Here is a 16,020-nt window from a genome sequence, read left to right on the forward strand (position 1 = left end):
AAATGAATTTAAATTATTTTTAATGCAATAGAGCGCGACATTATTGTGGATTTTTGCTTTACTGTTGTGCATTAATTACCAAACATGGTGCAAAAACTGGTATGGAAAAACCATTCTCTCAAGCCTGTGAAAATAACAAATCACCCATTCTTCACGTATTAAAAGACTTTTTTGCCGATGTAGAAAATGTACTCGAAATTGGCTCAGGTACAGGACAACATAGTGTGCACTTTGCCAAGCATTTAACGCATTTGCAGTGGCTGTGTAGCGATCGTGAGGTGAATCACTTAGGTATTTTACAGTGGCATCAGGAAGCATCGTTAGCTAACTTGCATGCCCCTTTGTCACTAGATTTACAGCATGCTTGGCCTGTTGATAGCGTGAACGCAATCTATACCGCTAATACACTGCATATTATTAGCTGGCCGCTGGTTGAGCGTTTCTTTCAAGGGGTTGAAAAGCATTTAGCCCACCAAGGAAAGTTATGTATTTATGGGCCATTTAAATACCAAGGCAATTATACAAGTGCCAGTAACGCTGAATTTGATACCTTTTTAAAGCAACAAGATGCAAACAGTGCAATACGTGATTTTGAAGCTATTTGCCAACTTGCAGAGCAGGCAGGCTTAACGTTTGTTGAAGATGTACAAATGCCAGCTAACAACCAATTACTGCTGTTTAAACGGCAGTAGGGTATCGCACTGTGCTTTATAGAGTGCCATGTGTTGGCGCTCTCTGGCGATAAAATCGTTGATAGCCGCAGCAAAATCAGGCTGTTGAATATGGTGTACTGAGTAAGTGTAAACGGGCTGAAACCCTCGGCTTATCTTATGCTCACCTTGTGCTCCAGAGTGAAACTGTTTTAGCTTATTGGCAATGCAGTATTCAATCCCTTGGTAATAACACAGCTCAAAATGCAGGCTGTCGATTTCATCATTGGCGCCCCAGTAGCGACCATACAGACACTGTTTATCTTTAAAGCTTAAAGTCGCAGCGATAACTTCATCAGCCTGTTTAGCAAGCATCAATACTAACTGTGTGGGCATTGTATCTCGTAGTCGTTGAAAAAACGCATTATTTAAATAACCTGTGTGACCTGAGCGTTTAATATAAGTTTGGCTATAAAAGTGGCTAAAGAGCTGCATGTCCTGAGCGCTTATAGTGTTACCTTCTCGCCACTCGATGGTTATGTGTTGTTGAGTGATTTTGACACGCTCTTTTTTTATCGACTTTCGCTTGCGTGCTGTCAGTGAGTCTAAAAAGTCATCAAAGTGAGAGTATGCTTGATTAAACCATTGAAACTGGACGCCTTGACGTAGCATAACAGCATCGCTTTTTAGTGATTCAGCCTGTTGCTGGTGGCAAAAGTTGATATGCCAGCCCGACCATTGCCTATCGTGCGCAGTATTTGTTAATACTTGCGTTAAATAATTATAAACACTGTCTGGATTGGGGTGGTTAATGCTCAGTCTTTGACCTTCAATGGGTGTAAAAGGCACGGCAGATAACCATTTGGGGTAGTAATCTAAACCATGTTGTTGATACGCCTCTGCCCATGCCCAGTCAAACACATATTCACCGTAAGAGTGATACTTTATATACCCGGGTAGTAGAGCAACGATATGTTTTTGCTGGTAAATTGCCAGGTGCATTGGTTGCCAACCTGTGTTTTTACTCACGCAGCCAGTGTGCTCAAGCGCAGCTAAAAAAGCATGATCGGTAAAGGGGGTATCATGAAAAAAACGCTGCCAAATTGTCGTATCAATATCCGTTATTTGATTAAACCAACGGTGACTAAATTGGCTCATTGTTCAGAGGCCCTTTCAACGTCTTTAATAAAGTCTGTGATATGTAAGCTGAGCTTATCGAAATATGGATTGAAGGTGAGTCTTGCAAATGGCTTATACTTCGCTAAATTCTCTGCTGTGCGCTCACCAATAACAATTTCAGGCTGATATTTACAGGCTTTGTATAGGGTATCGTCATCTAAATAACTGCCACAATTTCGATAGCGGGCAGTGCGGCCATAGTGTGGATTGCTTGGTTTATTAACGATACCAATATGTGACATGCCTTGAATATTTTTACAGTCTTCGGTGTCGCAGTCATCGCTAATTATCAGGTAATCGGCTGGAAAACTATTGGGTATATTTTTATCATCACCGTAATAAACAAGGCGATTAAGTTGGCTGTTTTTATGAGTTTTGGGATTGTGTAGCTTAGCTAATAATTTAAACGTTACTTGATTATCAATCGTGGTATCAACATCGCTAAAGGTGCTAAAAAAAGCAACATCAGGTAGTGAACGGTGTTTTAGTTTATCTAAGCTGATGCGCTTCATGGCTTCATAACTGGCTGATGCGGCATTAAATGGAAAGGACTCATATTTTGCAAAATCGAGATCGGCATCTTTATCTATCCAGTTTATAAAGGGTATCGCGTTAACCCACTTGGCTAGCCAGCCATTTTTATTATGGGGCTCAGTCGCGGGTGAAAACAGCATCGCGCCGATAATGTGTTTATCAACGGGACCTTGGGTTAAATAATCAATGATCATTGCTGCACCTGTTGAATACCCCCCTAAAATGACCTGATCAAAATCTTTTAACGTGCGTTCAATAGCGTAAGTGCTCGCCTTGTACCAGTCGTCGGCATTAATCTCTTTGAGTGCTCCTGGTGCTGTACCGTGCCCTGGTAATAACAGGGTACGTACCGTATAACCTTGTTGATAATACACTTGAGCTAAATCATGGTAGGTAAAAGGTGAGTCGGTTAAGCCATGGATTAATAGCACTGCCTTACGGCTCTGTTTTTGTGTTAACTCAAAAGGGCTGATTAAATCTGCTACTGTTGCATTTGCAGGGCGTGATCCTTGCGCAACGAGTAGCTTATAGATGTCGGTATAGACTGGGCAAGGCAGCGTTGCGCGGGGATTTTCGCTGCTAATTTCAAGGTAAGCAGCTGTAAGGTAGTCACTATACGCTTGCTCGGTGTTATAACTAAAGGTGCTGTGTGAGCGAGGAAGAGGTTCTCTGAAAAGCCCTTCGCGCTTACTTTTCATCATGAGATTTTCATCTTCCAGTTGGGTTAAACACGTTTCTTGCTGTGCCTGTAATGGGGGGCTGCCGAGTCCAAAAAGAATGAGAATAAAGGCAACTAAGTTGATGAATTTCATTGTATAAGAGTCCTTTTAAGTATTCAGCTTATCGCGTTATTGTCGTATTGCAAGTACGCAGCGTCACGCTAAAGGTAAATGGCGTTTAGTGAATGCTTGCTTTAATACCACCGTCGATTCGATATTGGCAATACAATTGATACTGCCTAATTTATGTTTTACAAAACTTTCGTAGCTTTCTAAATCAGCGGCAATTATTTTTAATAAATAATCATAGCTGCCTGAAATAACCGAGCATTCCAGTACGTGTTCAAGCTTTTCCACTTGCTGTTCAAACTGCTCTGCAGCAGCAACTGAGTTTTGATTTAAGCGTACAAACGCATAAACAGAGACATTTAAGTCAACCGCTTTGGGGTTAATTGCAGCATGATAACCACTAATCACATTACTTGATTCAAGCTTCTTAATTCGGCGCAGGCAAGGAGTATCAGAAAGGCTGACTGATTGAGCAAGCTCAGACACAGATGTACGTGCATTATCTTGTAGTGCGTTGAGCAATTGTTGGTCTTTTTTGTCTAGTTTCATTTCTATTTGAGTGATTTTCACTAATTATCACAAATTCTAGCTTATATTTTAGCGATTAGCACTCAGTGAACTCTGTTAACATTATCGCAATATATTTATTTTGGAGTAAGCCTGTGACTGAGAACACCAAGGCATTTGATAGCTGGCTGCGTACCCGATTTGTTGAGATCAATAGCGAACTAGAAAAACTATATTGGCAACAAGACGATAAAGCGAATGTAGAAGGCGTTGGCGAACACCTTAAGCACCAGTTAGAGCAGGAAGGGAATGAGCATATTCGTGCCTTATTAGCAGAAGGCAATACCGACGAAGGTTTTGATAATGCCTTTGATTTATTAGGCAATGTTGGCTTATTTATGGCTGCATGTCGTCGCCATGAAATTACTGAACCCTCACGCGAAACCACTTCTCCCTTGGTTGATGCGTCGGCACTTGCTATGCACATTGGCGCATCCATTGGTGTTACACCACGCTTTGCGACTGCTCATTTAACCACCCACAATAAAGCGGTTGATGGTCTTTATAAGCGCTTTACAAATCTTGAAGATGAAAAAGTCTTTGTTGATTACAACACCAAAGGAATTTTGGCTTACAAACGTGCGGCAGATGCGTTACTAAAAATTCAACCATTAGGAATTTCGCACCCAATTGCCGCCGATTTATTAGCGGTAGCCAAACATGCATTACTGGATGTCATCGAGTCAAATAATGCGCTGTATAACAAACTCGATACTGATCGTTTCTTTTACTGTGTGCGCCCTTATTACAAACCCTATCGCGTAGGGAAAGAGGTTTATCGTGGTGCAAATGCCGGTGATTTTGCAGGCATTAATGTGATTGATATGTTGCTTGGACTTTGTTTTGCTAACGAGCCAAGCTATTCGCAAATGCTGGTGGATAAATTTTTATACATGATGCCAGAAGATCAGCAAATATTGCGTGAAAGCATGCGGATGACGAGTATCATGGATGACTTTTTAGCCGCAGAAACTGAACGAGATAGTGAATGGCTGCAAACAAACTTAAAGTTATTTATTCAAGTTTGTAAATTGCATGGTGACACAGCAATCGGTCATCATAATCAACTCGTGAGTAAGTACATTGCACAGCCATCACAAAAAATGCAGCAACAACATATGGATAAAGTCACGGCGAGTGGGCCACCGTTACATGTGTTGCTTAACTCTCTTGAGCAATTACGTGATCGCCGAGCCGCAGCAAAGCGCGACGATATCCGCACTCGCTACGATGATTTAACTAAGCTAAAACAGTGGATTAAGTAATGCGTAAACATGACTTTATACTCGCCCCAGGAAGCTATTTATTAAATCATTCTGTGGGCCGCGCTTTAAAATCGGCAGAGCCGTATTTTCATGAGCATTTTTTTGCCGCTTGGCAAAATGAAAATAAAGAGCCTTGGCAGCAATGGTTACATGGCGTTGAGGCATTTACATCAAGCTTAGCGCGGCTGTTTAATTCGGATGCAGAGCTATTTTGCCCACAAGTGAATTTATCGAGTGGCTTAACAAAGTTAGTGATGTCGCATCCGCGTTTGCAACAGACAAACTGCACAGTATTAATGGCAGAAAGTGATTTTCCTAGCATGGGATTTGCGATGCAAAAAGCGCTCCCTGAATGCGCTGAAATTGTGTTTATTGGCGCTGATGAGGATTTAACCGATGCTCAGGTTTGGCAATCATATTTGGCTAAGCAAGCGTTCGATTTAGTGTTTGTGAGTCATGTGTATTCAAATACTGGCCAGCAAGCTCCGATTGCTGAAATCATTCAAATTGCAAAGCAATCCAATACGCTAAGCCTGATAGATATCGCTCAGTCGGCAGGTATTTTAGAGGTGGATTTAACAGCACTTGACCCCGATTTTATGCTTGGCTCGAGTGTTAAGTGGTTGTGCGGTGGCCCAGGTGCTGCTTATTTGTGGGTCAATCGTCATCAACTTGCATTGTGTCAGCCAAAAGATGTTGGTTGGTTCTCTCATCAAAATCCATTTGAGTTTGATATCAAGCATTTTACTTATCATCATACGGCACTGCGTTTTTGGGGAGGAACGCCATCAGTCGCACCGTGTATTTTAGCTGCGCATAGTATTCGCTACTTTGCCGATTTAGGCATTGATAAAGTACGCGCCCATAACTTAGCAATGCTTGCTACGTTGCATGCTGAGCTGAGTGAATATATGCGTTCGCCAAGTGCAGCAGATAAATGCTCCGGCACGGCAATCATGCATTTTGGTCGTAAACAACAGACGGTTAAAGCGGCGTTGCATGAGGCTAATATCGCTGTTGATGAACGTCATTTAGGGCTAAGGGTCTCAGCCCATGTTTATAATGACGGCAATGATATAAATGACTTTATTAAGACTGTGAAAAGCGTTTTAGATTAAGTGCTTGTCGCGCTTTTGCCTTTACAGAACGCCAGTGTGTCATCGGCTTTTTAGGTACCAGCGCTAAAATGTGTTCGAAATCGATGTCATCAATATGCATTTCATTACTGTGCGCAAACATAATGCGTTGAGGTTTAAGGGCTTTTAGCATTAATAAAGAGTTTAAATACAGTTTAGGATAAAACACAGGAAAGGGTGGCATAAGCTGCCCTTTCACTTTTACGAGTAAGTCGGCAATGTAAATTCGCTCTGTGGGAATATGGTACAGGCTAATATCGCGGTCGGTATGACCTGGCGTATGCAGTGCTTGCCAGTCATCAAAATTCGGCAGGGTAGAGTCGGTTGCTAAGTAATAGTCGGCATCTAGATATCGGCTATACCAAAGATTGCGTCTTTCTTTGTTTAGCCGACCTGCAACCCACCATGCAAGAGCGATATCGGTCAAGTGCATTAAAATACCATCAAGGCCCTTATACCATTGCCCCGGTGCATTAGATGTCGCAATTTTTGCACCGCTTAGTTTTCTTAGGGCATGGGCGCCACCGGCATGATCGGGGTGCATATGAGTCACAACAATCAGTTTTAAATCAGTCAGAGGGCGGTTGAGTTGTTCGGTAATATAGTTAAATACGGTGTCGACATCAGCGCGGCAACACCCATCGAGTAGCATTAGTTTGTCGGGATATTCAACTAAGTAAATATTTTGAATATAGCCTTCGATTGTGTGTATGTGCATTACCCTCGCTCCCTTAATTAACCCGTCTCAATTGTTATATCATGCCTGACCAGTTTAGGAAAATTAGGGGGTTTGTGTGCCTTTCAGTTGCTTTTTACGCTCTTCTAATTGTTTTATCTGTTGTGCAAATTGCGTAAGTTGGTTTTCATAGTATGAATTTATGCGCTTACTTTGTTTACTTATTGCATCGTCAATCGAATCTGCACCTAATCTGTTCGCCGCATCTTGAGTCATTAACTTAAGTTTTTCTATTCGTTCGCGCTGTTGTTGCTTTAGGTTTTTACGTTCTAATTCTAGTTGTTGAATTTTGCGATCGATTTCTTGGACTTGTAGGTAGTCATCAACGCTTAGCTCAGGCTGTTTTTTTGTATTATCGGTGAGTTGTTTAGGGGGAAGGTTGATTTTTATGATAGTGGCGTCTTTTCCACAGGGTTGCTCTGAGAAAGTGGCAACACCCTTTATCATGCATTTATAGACAGTTGCTTGGCTGCTATTCGCGCCTAACAGTAATGTTAAAGTTAACAAAGCTGAACTGATCATGGCGTCTCACCGATAATTTAACTGAGACTTAGCATGCATGATTAACAATAAAAGGTGCAAGTTTTTGGGCATAAAAAAACCGCTAAAAAGCGGTTTTTAATAATAAAATGGTGGAGAAGGAGGGATTCGAACCCTCGATAGAGCTACAAACCCTATACTCCCTTAGCAGGGGAGCGCCTTCGGCCACTCGGCCACCTCTCCAACGCATAATTCAGATTGTAACTTGCTGATAATTATCAACAAATAAAAATAAGTGGTGGAGAGATAGGGATTTGAACCCTAGAGGGGCTACAAACCCCTGCCGGTTTTCAAGACCGGTGCATTCGACCACTCTGCCATCTCTCCACAAAGTGTTGAGAGAATAATACTTAGCTGAATCGGTTGTGTAAATAGGAAAAAGTTCGTTTGCTTGTTTTTTGAGCGTAAAGACGGTGTTTTTTGTAAAAAGCTTTAAATTTTTGCTGTTTTAGTGCTTTTAAAAAGAGGGGAGCAGCAAACGAGGAGCTAAAGAAGATGCTTCGTTAGTGGTTGGGTGTTTGCTGCACCTAAAAAGTAACCATGGTTGGGGATTACTTATATTGTACTGCACCGCCAAGCGCTAGCTTTTTGCCGTAGCGATTAAGTTTTGCCAACATTTTTGCTTTGCGGTTAGTTGGTTTTACGGCAACATGAGTTGCAGCATTTTGATTTAAAGTGTTAATTGGGTTCATTACTTTGCTCCAGATTTTGTTTGGTTGAAAACATGGGTATTTTGCAGGCAAAGTGAACAAAAATAAAACGATAAAATTTGAGTCTACCGGATAACTTTTTCTCATCTGAATGTGCCTTGTTAACGGTGGGTTAAGTTACGTGTCTCATTGTTTTTTGAATAATTATGCTAAGGGGGTTCGCTCTAAAACCCTTGTTTATAAGAGTTTTTAGATTTTGAAACTTTGTTTTATGCGTTTTTAAAGTTTCAAATTGAGTATTTATTCAGATTAATTTAATTTGAATAAAAAGAGGTTTCTTGCTAAGAAGATGAAGTGATAGTTGATGTTAATAATAATAAAGCCAAGTGACAAAAAAAATACTAAGCAAAGTGTCGAATGGTTATTAAACGAATGCACATTACGGCACATTGAGCCGCAACTTTTCTTTACCACGGGACACTTTGAAAGTGACCATAAAGCAATTGCGAATCTTGCAAAGCACGTTAATCAGGCTGTTGTTATTGGTGGCGATGGTTCACTGCATTTAGCCATTAATGCACTGTTTGGTTGTGATTGTTCAATTGCCTTATTGCCAGCAGGGACCGGTAATGACTTTGCGCGAGGCTTTGCTTTTAAGCCGCAACAATGGCGAGACGCTGTCTTTTCAGGCCATACTCAGTTAATTGATGTTGGGAAAATTAATCAGCGGTATTTTATTAATGTGGCTGGGGTCGGTTTTGATGCGGATGTTGTTAGTCAATTAAATCAAGTGGGGCGGTTTACTGCGTTTGGTTATCTATGGCAGGGCATTAAACAGTTATTTTCTTTTCAAGCAAAGTCTTTATCTGGGGTATTTGCCGACAAGCATGAAGAGTTCACTAATTTAGTGACTTTATTTGCTAACCATCATTATTTTGGTGGAGGCTTAAAAATTGCGCCTCATGCCATATTGAATGATGGAGAGCTTGAGTGTTATCGCATGCCAGCAGGTAACTTAGTGAAGAATTTACGCAGTTTTTTACATCTCATTTTTGTAAAACATCATAATTTAAAGGAGCTTCAATACTGCCGTTTGTCTCGTGCCGAAATACACACTGCCGGTTTGCTAATAGAGGCTGATGGCGAGTTGGTCGGTGTGACACCTGCAAAAGTTGTCATGTATCACCAAGCATTACGTTTTCATTTACCATAAAAAAGCGCCTGCTATTTTTAGCAGGCGCTTGGTGTTAGAGGTGACATAATCACTTCTAACTGGGGACAGAGCGATTTTGCAGACTATTTCTTGTAGCAAAAAACGCTTTAATTCGTTGTGTGGGCGTTAATACAATGGCATTGCCAAATAGCACTAAACTAAACCCTATAAATGTGTTGGTTTGCCACTCAAACCCTTCAAACAATGTACTCAGTACGACTGCAACCAGAGGAAATAATACAATGACGTAACTGGCGCGCTCGGGACCAATATTTTTCAATAGCGCAAAATAACAAGCAAATGCGATGACAGTGCCAAATATGGCTAAGTAAAGTAGCGATACCCAGTAACTTGCAGGTGCAGTGAATGTCAGTTGCACGTCGCTTATTAATACATACACGGCTAAGCCAATAGCACTGTAAAGCATGCCCCATGCATTCCCCTGCATAACGCCAATATCACGCTGAGAATTGCGGACGCTGATCATATTACCTAATGAAGCCACAAAGGTCCCTGACAGCGCAAGTAGTAACCCGACCAACGTACCATTACTCAAGTCGAACTGCTGAATTTGTGGCCAAAACAAGCTGGCGATACCCAAAACGCCTAACAATGCGCCAACGTAAATTCGCTTGGCGATTGGTTTCGAAAAAAACAGTCGGGTATTAATAATATTCATCACTAATAGCATTGAGAATGCAATGGAGGCCATGGCAGAACTAAGGTAATTTTGTGCCCAATACAGTGTTAGGTAGTTCAAACCAAAGTTAAATAATGCCAGTAGGGTAAAAAAACCATGATCACGCCATGAATAACGCATCGGCAGGTTTTTAAATAACACAAATGCCCACATTAAAATGGCGGCAATCGCAAAACGATAGAACAAAGAAATTTCAACGGCGACATCACCTAGTTGAAACTCAATAGCCAGCCACGTTGATCCCCAGATCAATACAGTTGCAAGGTAAAGAGCGGCGCTTTTCATCTTTATTGCCTAAATAGGGTAAGTGTGTTTATTTTAAGTTGATTCTGTATACTTAACATATACAGAAAACTACAAATGCAACCTATACAGTTTGGTGAGCTATGTCACAAGTGATCAGTCGCAGTAACAGTGAGTTCTTGTATCAGCAAGTGACTCAGTTAGTAAGAGATTTATCGTCACAGGGATCGTTATTACCCGGTGAAAAACTCCCTTCATTGCGAAAAATGGCTGAAAAGCTTAATGTCAGTATTCCTACCGTTAAGCAGGCCTATCAGCTTCTTGAGGGGCAAGGGTTGATTGAAGCGAGAGAGAAGTCGGGATACTTTTTAAAATCATCGCAGTTAAATCAATCAAGACCCAAGCGCGTGAAATTAAGCCGCGAGCCAATGACTGTCAACAAGCAAGCGCTGATAGAGCAAGTTTATAGCGCAATTCACAAAGCCAATGTTGTCCCGTTTGGTATTGCTAATCCAATTGCTGCGGCACCCACCGATAAAGCATTAGCACGAACGATGCGCCGAGTGATGACATTGGCCGGAGCTACGGTAATTAATTATGGGCCGATGGATGGCTTTGCTCCGTTAAAAAAGCAATTGATTCATCGTTATTTAGATTTCGGAATTGGTGTGGCGAGCGATGAATTGGTGATCACCAATGGGGCACAAGAAGCGCTTGCCATTGCACTAAAATGCGTGGCAAAACCTGGTGATGTGATTGCGATTGAATCACCTTGTTACTTTGGCATCATTGAGTTAATTGAAAGTTTAGGATTGAAAGCGCTGGAAATCCCACTATGCCCAGATGAAGGCATTTGGTTAGATGACTTACAGCAGGCGCTAGATGAGCATGATATAAGAGCATGCGTGTTCTCTACCTCATTGAATAACCCCGTGGGGAGTTTTATGCCTGATAGTAAGCGTGAACAGCTGGTCGCTTTACTCGAGGCTCGTGATGTTGTGCTGATAGAGGATGATGTATACGGTGACCTACATTACACCGCAAAACGTGCTACACCAGCGCAGGCTTACTCTAAAAAAGGATTGGTGATCACCTGCGCCTCATTTTCAAAAACGGCTGCACCGAGTTATCGGATTGGTTGGATTATTGCGGGCCAGTTTGCTGAACAAGCCAGACGTTTTAAACGAGCCTTGAGCTGCTCAGCGCCATTGATCAATCAATGGACCTTGTATGAATTTATTGCCAGTGGTGAATACGACAGAAATATTCGTTTATTACGCCAGCGACTAAGTGCCAACAAAGAGCGAATGATTTGGTGCCTGCAGCAATATATGCCAAGTTGTGCACGTATTAGTAACCCGCAGGGAGGGTGTGTTATTTGGGTGGACTTAGGGAGTCAATATGATGCCGTTAAACTATTCCATTTAGCATTAGATGCGGGGATTAGTATTACTCCTGGGCTTATTTTTTCGGCGGGGAAAAAATACCGCAGCTGTTTTCGATTAAGCTATGGTTTGCCTTGGTCAGAGCGTTTGGAAGACGCAGTCAAAACGTTGTCACAACTAACCGTACTTGCAAAAAAATAAAAAAAGCGCAGAGCAAGCTCTGCGCCATAAGACCAAGTAGATTGGTTCAGGGATGTTAATGCATTACAGGGTGTTCTGTTTGAACGTGAACAGTTGGTATTCTTTGAGTTGTGGCACTAAAGCAACGAGCTGTTGCTCTTTGTGAGCAATATCGGCAAAGCTGCCACACAATGCGTCGGCACGTTTTTCAAGTTGCGCTGCTTGTGTTTCTACACGCGCTTCGATTTGTTCACCCATGTTTTCCATGCGCTGTTCAAACGTGTCCATGTCACCACCCGAGCCAAGAAGCTCAGAGCCTAGCGCAACTAAAATACTGCCCATTGATTGCATCATTGCCGATTCAACTGCAGACTCAATTTGTTGGTCGAATTGTTCATCAAAATTTTGACCAAACTTTTCAAAACTTTGCTGACCCATGGTGAATGCACCTTGTTGGTAAAAGGTATTTTGCACTTCTACACTAATCTCATCCATTAATTCCGAGATGTCATCAAAGCCACTAATGTTGAATGCGTTTGCCACTTCTTCAATTGCAACACCGGCAATTTTCACACCCTCTAGAGCAATGTTTGCCACTTCGGGTAGTTGGCTACGTAAGCTATCTGAGTAATTTGCAATAGCTTGTTGTTGAGATGCATTCAGCGAGATGTTTTCGCCATCAATGTATAAGTTATTTTGATCAATGATTTTCATTGTGCGGTTATCAGCAGTGAACACTTCTAATTCGTTTGGCGTGATGCGAACATCGTTCTTGAACTCAACATCACATTGCTCACCACTGAATGAAATATGCGTATCATTATCGTTATGAGCCATAGCGCTGGTTGCGATAAATAAAGAACTTACTAACAATAACTTTTTCATTTTTTTTCTTTCCTGTTTGAAATGACGAAAATAAATAATCAAACTTAATGCCAAGGTTTTTATTGTGTTTATTTTCATTGAGTTATGTTGTTTTTGTGGTTTTTTAAAATGAAATCTGTTTGGTTTTTTAACCATTTTTTAGTCAAATTAACTAAAAAACATACGTGGATAAATGTGTTTTATCGAAACGATAAAAAACTCTCACTTTTCAGAAATCAAATTTAGCGCTATTTATTCACAATATTGACATATCGCCACTTTAGCATGGCGGTGTGGCTTTATTTTGGTGGTTTTTTACATACTAAATAACCACTGAGCTTTTTAATCTTTGCCAATTCACAGAGCAAATTTTAATCTCCTGAATTGGTCTCAAACACTTTATGGAGTGGGTTGTGGGTAAGACATTTAGTTATGATGCGCTAGATGACGATTTTGTTGAAGACGAGTACGAAATGGTCGGGCGTAATCAACACGACAAGAAAAAGCAACGCGTTAAGAAGAAGTTGGAAGACTATCTTGAGCAAAAACGCTTGCGCAGAAACTTAGGCGAAGACGACTTTGATGAGTACATGAACGACTAAGCATAAATTTAGATAAAGAGGCTATTGCCTCTTTATTGCTTTTTGATTCGAGGTTTATTTGCTCAGTGCCGTAATAATTGCAGACTCGATGTGTTCTGGTTTAGTGAGGGGCGAGAATCGTTTAATTGCTTTACCATCCCTACCAATCAGAAACTTTGTAAAGTTCCACTTTATTTTACGGGTGATAAAGCCCGGTAGTTCTGATTTTAGGTGCCTAAAGACAGGGTGAGCATGTTCACCATTGACATCCACCTTACTCATCATTAAGAAACTCACGCCATAGTTGATGAGGCAGCCTTCCTTAATTTCTTTTGCGTCACCGGGCTCTTGTTTACCAAACTGATTACACGGAAAGCCGATAATAATGAGGCCTTGATCATGGTATTTTTCGTGCAATTTTTGCAGGCCTTCGTATTGTGGTGTAAAACCACACTTGCTCGCTGTATTGACGACTAAAACGACTTTATTTTCGAAATCAGAAAAGTGAACCGTTTGGCCTTGTAAGTTGGTTGCTGAGAGTTGATAAAATTCGTTCATAATAGTGACTTTTTATTATTATTTGATTGATTCTAACCCGCTTGCCTTATTTCTGAAAGTGTGAATTTTATTCAGCGAATTCATTGGTAAGGTGCTCAATTAGTAAACGTACGCGGTAAGGCAAGAGATCTTTGCGCGGATACACCAACCAAGAGGCGTTGTCGCTGACTTGAAAGTCATCCAGCACTGTTACAAGTTGCCCTTTTGCAATATAGGGCTCAACAATGTCGTGTGCCAAATGTGCGATTCCGATGCCAGCAATAGCTGCACTTAAAATGGCTTGAGGGTGATTGCTGCGCCAATTGCCATTTATACGGACTTCTTTGATGTGTTCATCAATGTTAAAACGCCAACGTTTTCTCATCGCGATTAGGCAATTGTGTTCAGTCAACTCATAAGGGTGCGTTAAGCGTGGATGGTTGGCTAGGTATTCAGGGCTTGCGACAAGCGTCATTATTCGCTTGCAAAGAGGTCTGGCGATAAGATTGGAGTCTTCCATGCGGCCAAAACGAACGGCTAAGTCAAAGCCCTCTTCAACTAAATTGACATTACGGCTATTGAAGTCGATTTCGACTTCGACCTCTGGGTAGCGTTTGACAAATTCGGCAACTTTCGGTGCAACTTGATTGGCAACAAATTCACCGGCACCTGTAATACGAATAAGCCCTTTAGGTTGGCGTTGCTCACCCTGTAACTGGTTATTCGCATCGATAAGCTCTTGCCGGATTGCTTTAAGTTTGATCGCATATTCTTTTCCGGCCTCTGTCAGGCTTATTTTTCGCGTGGTACGCTGAAAAAGGACTGACCCTAAGCGGTTTTCAAGTTGTTGAATTTGCCTACTAATATGTGAAGTAGAGACCTCCATCGCCTTGGCTGCATGGGTAAAGCTCCCTTGCTCAACAACATATAAAAATTCGTCTAAACCTTGCCACATATTCATATCCTAAGATTTCTAGCTAGTGTGAGTTTACGTTAATTATTATTGCATTACTGCAAAAGTGATTATCTATTTTACCGCTTTATCCCTATATAAAAATAACTAAAATGGTTTATTCACTGATAAAAACTCACATCAACGATGAGGAAGCCACATGTTAAATTTTAGTTTTGAAAACCCAACCAAGATTCATTTTGGTGAGCAACAGATTAAAGAGATTCAGTCAGAAATCCCTAAAAATGCCAAAGTACTCGTCACTTATGGTGGTGGCAGCATTAAGAAAAATGGCGTTTATGATCAGGTTAAAGCAGCATTAAGTGAGCATACGTGGTTTGAGTTTGCAGGTATTGAGCCAAACCCAAGTTACCAAACCTGTATGAAAGCCGTAGAGCTTGTTAAAGAAAAGCAGATTGATTTCATTCTGGCTGTAGGTGGGGGTTCTGTGGTTGATGGCAGTAAGTTTATTGCCGCTGCGGCTGAATTCACGGGTGAGCCTTGGGATATTTTAGCAAACGGCGCAGAAGTAAAATCGGCGGTTGCACTCGGTGTGGTACTGACCTTGCCTGCAACGGGGTCTGAGTCGAATACCTTTAGTGTTGTCTCAAACCTTGAAACTCACGATAAACTTCCATTTGCCAGTGAGTATGTGCGCCCTCGTTTTGCGGTACTTGACCCCGCAGTAACGTTTTCATTACCAGAGCGCCAAGTGACTAACGGGATTGTTGACGCATTTGTACATACTATGGAGCAATACCTTACGTATGATGTAGGTGCAAAGTTGCAAGACCGCTTTGCCGAAGGAATTTTAATGACCCTCATTGAAGAAGGGCCTAAAGCATTCTCAGAGCCAGAAAATTATCAGGTGCGCGCTAATATTATGTGGTCAGCAACAATGGCATTAAATGGGTTGATTGGTGCGGGCGTACCTCAAGATTGGGCAACACATATGATAGGGCATGAAATGACAGCAGTGTACGGCCTTGATCATGCGCAAACCCTAGCGATTGTATTACCACGCATGATGGCTGAGCAAAAAGACACTAAGCGCGGTAAGTTACTACAATATGCAGAACGTGTGCTGGGACTGGATATTACCAATGAAGAGGCGGCAATTGAACACGCGATAGCTGCAACGGAAGCTTTCTTCCACAGTGTTAAAATGCCAACACGTTTGAGCGATTATAACTTAGACGACAGTGTGGCAGATAAGCTTGTTGCGCAGTTAGAGCGCCATGGCATGACTGCTCTGGGTGAGCGTGAGCAAGTGACACTTGAGAAAAGCCGCGCTATTTTGCTCGCCAGCGTATAAGTTGC

General features: G+C 41.6%; 17 protein-coding genes and 2 tRNA genes. 7 read left to right on the forward strand and 12 right to left on the reverse strand.

The genetic code is table 11. The annotated features are described in order from the left end of the window. Positions 1-101 precede the first annotated feature (101 nt). Complete coding sequence (locus H3302_RS00270; RefSeq protein ID WP_065978864.1) at positions 102-692, forward strand: DUF938 domain-containing protein; 591 nt, start codon at positions 102-104, stop codon at positions 690-692. On the opposite strand, the gene H3302_RS00275 is transcribed toward H3302_RS00270, so the two are convergent. The 3 genes from H3302_RS00275 to H3302_RS00285 form a co-directional block, all read right to left on the reverse strand. Next, complete coding sequence (locus H3302_RS00275) at positions 669-1,808, reverse strand: GNAT family N-acetyltransferase (protein ID WP_036974339.1); 1,140 nt, start codon at positions 1,806-1,808, stop codon at positions 669-671. The two genes, H3302_RS00270 and H3302_RS00275, sit on opposite strands and share 24 nt — an antisense overlap. Next, positions 1,805-3,175 (reverse strand): carboxylesterase, encoded by a 1,371-nt coding sequence (locus H3302_RS00280; protein WP_118843875.1) that lies wholly within the window; start codon positions 3,173-3,175, stop codon positions 1,805-1,807. The genes H3302_RS00275 and H3302_RS00280 overlap by 4 nt, the downstream gene beginning before the upstream one ends. Positions 3,176-3,238: 63 nt before the next feature. Next, positions 3,239-3,700 carry an Lrp/AsnC family transcriptional regulator gene (locus tag H3302_RS00285; protein WP_036974343.1) on the reverse strand — a complete coding sequence of 154 codons (462 nt, stop codon included), beginning with the start codon at positions 3,698-3,700 and terminating at the stop codon, positions 3,239-3,241. A 113-nt stretch (positions 3,701-3,813) separates the two neighbouring features. On the opposite strand from H3302_RS00285, the gene H3302_RS00290 reads away from it, so the two are divergent. Continuing rightward, positions 3,814-4,983 carry a monodechloroaminopyrrolnitrin synthase PrnB family protein gene (locus tag H3302_RS00290; RefSeq protein WP_036974345.1) on the forward strand — a complete coding sequence of 390 codons (1,170 nt, stop codon included), beginning with the start codon at positions 3,814-3,816 and terminating at the stop codon, positions 4,981-4,983. After that, complete coding sequence (locus tag H3302_RS00295) at positions 4,983-6,101, forward strand: aminotransferase class V-fold PLP-dependent enzyme (protein ID WP_075594405.1); 1,119 nt, start codon at positions 4,983-4,985, stop codon at positions 6,099-6,101. The genes H3302_RS00290 and H3302_RS00295 overlap by 1 nt, the downstream gene beginning before the upstream one ends. Here the strand turns inward: H3302_RS00295 and H3302_RS00300 are convergent. The 5 genes from H3302_RS00300 to H3302_RS00320 all read right to left on the reverse strand — a co-directional run bounded on the left by H3302_RS00300 (position 6,073) and on the right by H3302_RS00320 (position 8,087). Further along, positions 6,073-6,837, reverse strand: coding sequence for an MBL fold metallo-hydrolase (locus H3302_RS00300; protein ID WP_075594404.1), 765 nt, complete (start codon positions 6,835-6,837; stop codon positions 6,073-6,075). The two genes, H3302_RS00295 and H3302_RS00300, sit on opposite strands and share 29 nt — an antisense overlap. Before the next feature lie 63 nt (positions 6,838-6,900). After that, the gene (locus H3302_RS00305; protein ID WP_075594403.1) at positions 6,901-7,377 is read right to left on the reverse strand and encodes a DUF4124 domain-containing protein; all 477 of its coding nucleotides are present in this window, start codon (positions 7,375-7,377) and stop codon (positions 6,901-6,903) included. A gap of 108 nt (positions 7,378-7,485) precedes the next feature. Then, positions 7,486-7,578: transfer RNA gene (locus tag H3302_RS00310), tRNA-Ser, on the reverse strand. Between the two features lie 53 nt (positions 7,579-7,631). Further along, positions 7,632-7,722, reverse strand: a tRNA-Ser gene (locus H3302_RS00315). Positions 7,723-7,946: 224 nt separating this feature from the next. Further along, a complete protein-coding gene (locus tag H3302_RS00320; protein ID WP_162898013.1) occupies positions 7,947-8,087 on the reverse strand; it encodes a hypothetical protein in 141 nt (46 codons plus the stop codon). 322 nt (positions 8,088-8,409) lie between these two features. On the opposite strand from H3302_RS00320, the gene H3302_RS00325 reads away from it, so the two are divergent. Next, positions 8,410-9,258, forward strand: coding sequence for a diacylglycerol kinase family protein (locus H3302_RS00325; RefSeq protein ID WP_118843876.1), 849 nt, complete (start codon positions 8,410-8,412; stop codon positions 9,256-9,258). Between the two features lie 55 nt (positions 9,259-9,313). Here the strand turns inward: H3302_RS00325 and H3302_RS00330 are convergent, their stop codons facing one another. Continuing rightward, positions 9,314-10,243: a DMT family transporter gene (locus H3302_RS00330; protein WP_036974353.1), complete on the reverse strand. Its 930-nt coding sequence runs from the start codon at positions 10,241-10,243 to the stop codon at positions 9,314-9,316. Between the two features lie 110 nt (positions 10,244-10,353). On the opposite strand from H3302_RS00330, the gene H3302_RS00335 reads away from it, so the two are divergent. Beyond that, on the forward strand, positions 10,354-11,787 hold the full coding sequence (locus H3302_RS00335; protein ID WP_075594417.1) for a PLP-dependent aminotransferase family protein: 1,434 nt from the start codon (positions 10,354-10,356) through the stop codon (positions 11,785-11,787). Between the two features lie 63 nt (positions 11,788-11,850). Here H3302_RS00335 and H3302_RS00340 read toward each other — a convergent pair whose 3' ends face one another. Continuing rightward, positions 11,851-12,651 carry a YggN family protein gene (locus H3302_RS00340; RefSeq protein WP_065978869.1) on the reverse strand — a complete coding sequence of 267 codons (801 nt, stop codon included), beginning with the start codon at positions 12,649-12,651 and terminating at the stop codon, positions 11,851-11,853. A 392-nt stretch (positions 12,652-13,043) separates the two neighbouring features. Between H3302_RS00340 and H3302_RS00345 the strand changes: the two genes are divergently transcribed. Then, positions 13,044-13,232, forward strand: coding sequence for a PA3496 family putative envelope integrity protein (locus H3302_RS00345; protein ID WP_036974357.1), 189 nt, complete (start codon positions 13,044-13,046; stop codon positions 13,230-13,232). 54 nt (positions 13,233-13,286) lie between these two features. Here H3302_RS00345 and H3302_RS00350 read toward each other — a convergent pair whose 3' ends face one another. Further along, a complete protein-coding gene (locus tag H3302_RS00350) occupies positions 13,287-13,769 on the reverse strand; it encodes a glutathione peroxidase (RefSeq protein ID WP_075594400.1) in 483 nt (160 codons plus the stop codon). 67 nt (positions 13,770-13,836) lie between these two features. Beyond that, positions 13,837-14,709: a LysR family transcriptional regulator gene (locus H3302_RS00355; RefSeq protein ID WP_036974361.1), complete on the reverse strand. Its 873-nt coding sequence runs from the start codon at positions 14,707-14,709 to the stop codon at positions 13,837-13,839. A 151-nt stretch (positions 14,710-14,860) separates the two neighbouring features. On the opposite strand from H3302_RS00355, the gene H3302_RS00360 reads away from it, so the two are divergent. Continuing rightward, positions 14,861-16,015, forward strand: a complete 1,155-nt coding sequence (locus tag H3302_RS00360) for an iron-containing alcohol dehydrogenase (RefSeq protein WP_036974363.1) — start codon at positions 14,861-14,863, stop codon at positions 16,013-16,015. Positions 16,016-16,020 lie beyond the last annotated feature (5 nt).

The sequence above is a fragment of the Pseudoalteromonas sp. MT33b genome (assembly GCF_014117385.1).
In the GTDB taxonomy this organism is placed as follows: domain Bacteria; phylum Pseudomonadota; class Gammaproteobacteria; order Enterobacterales; family Alteromonadaceae; genus Pseudoalteromonas; species Pseudoalteromonas lipolytica.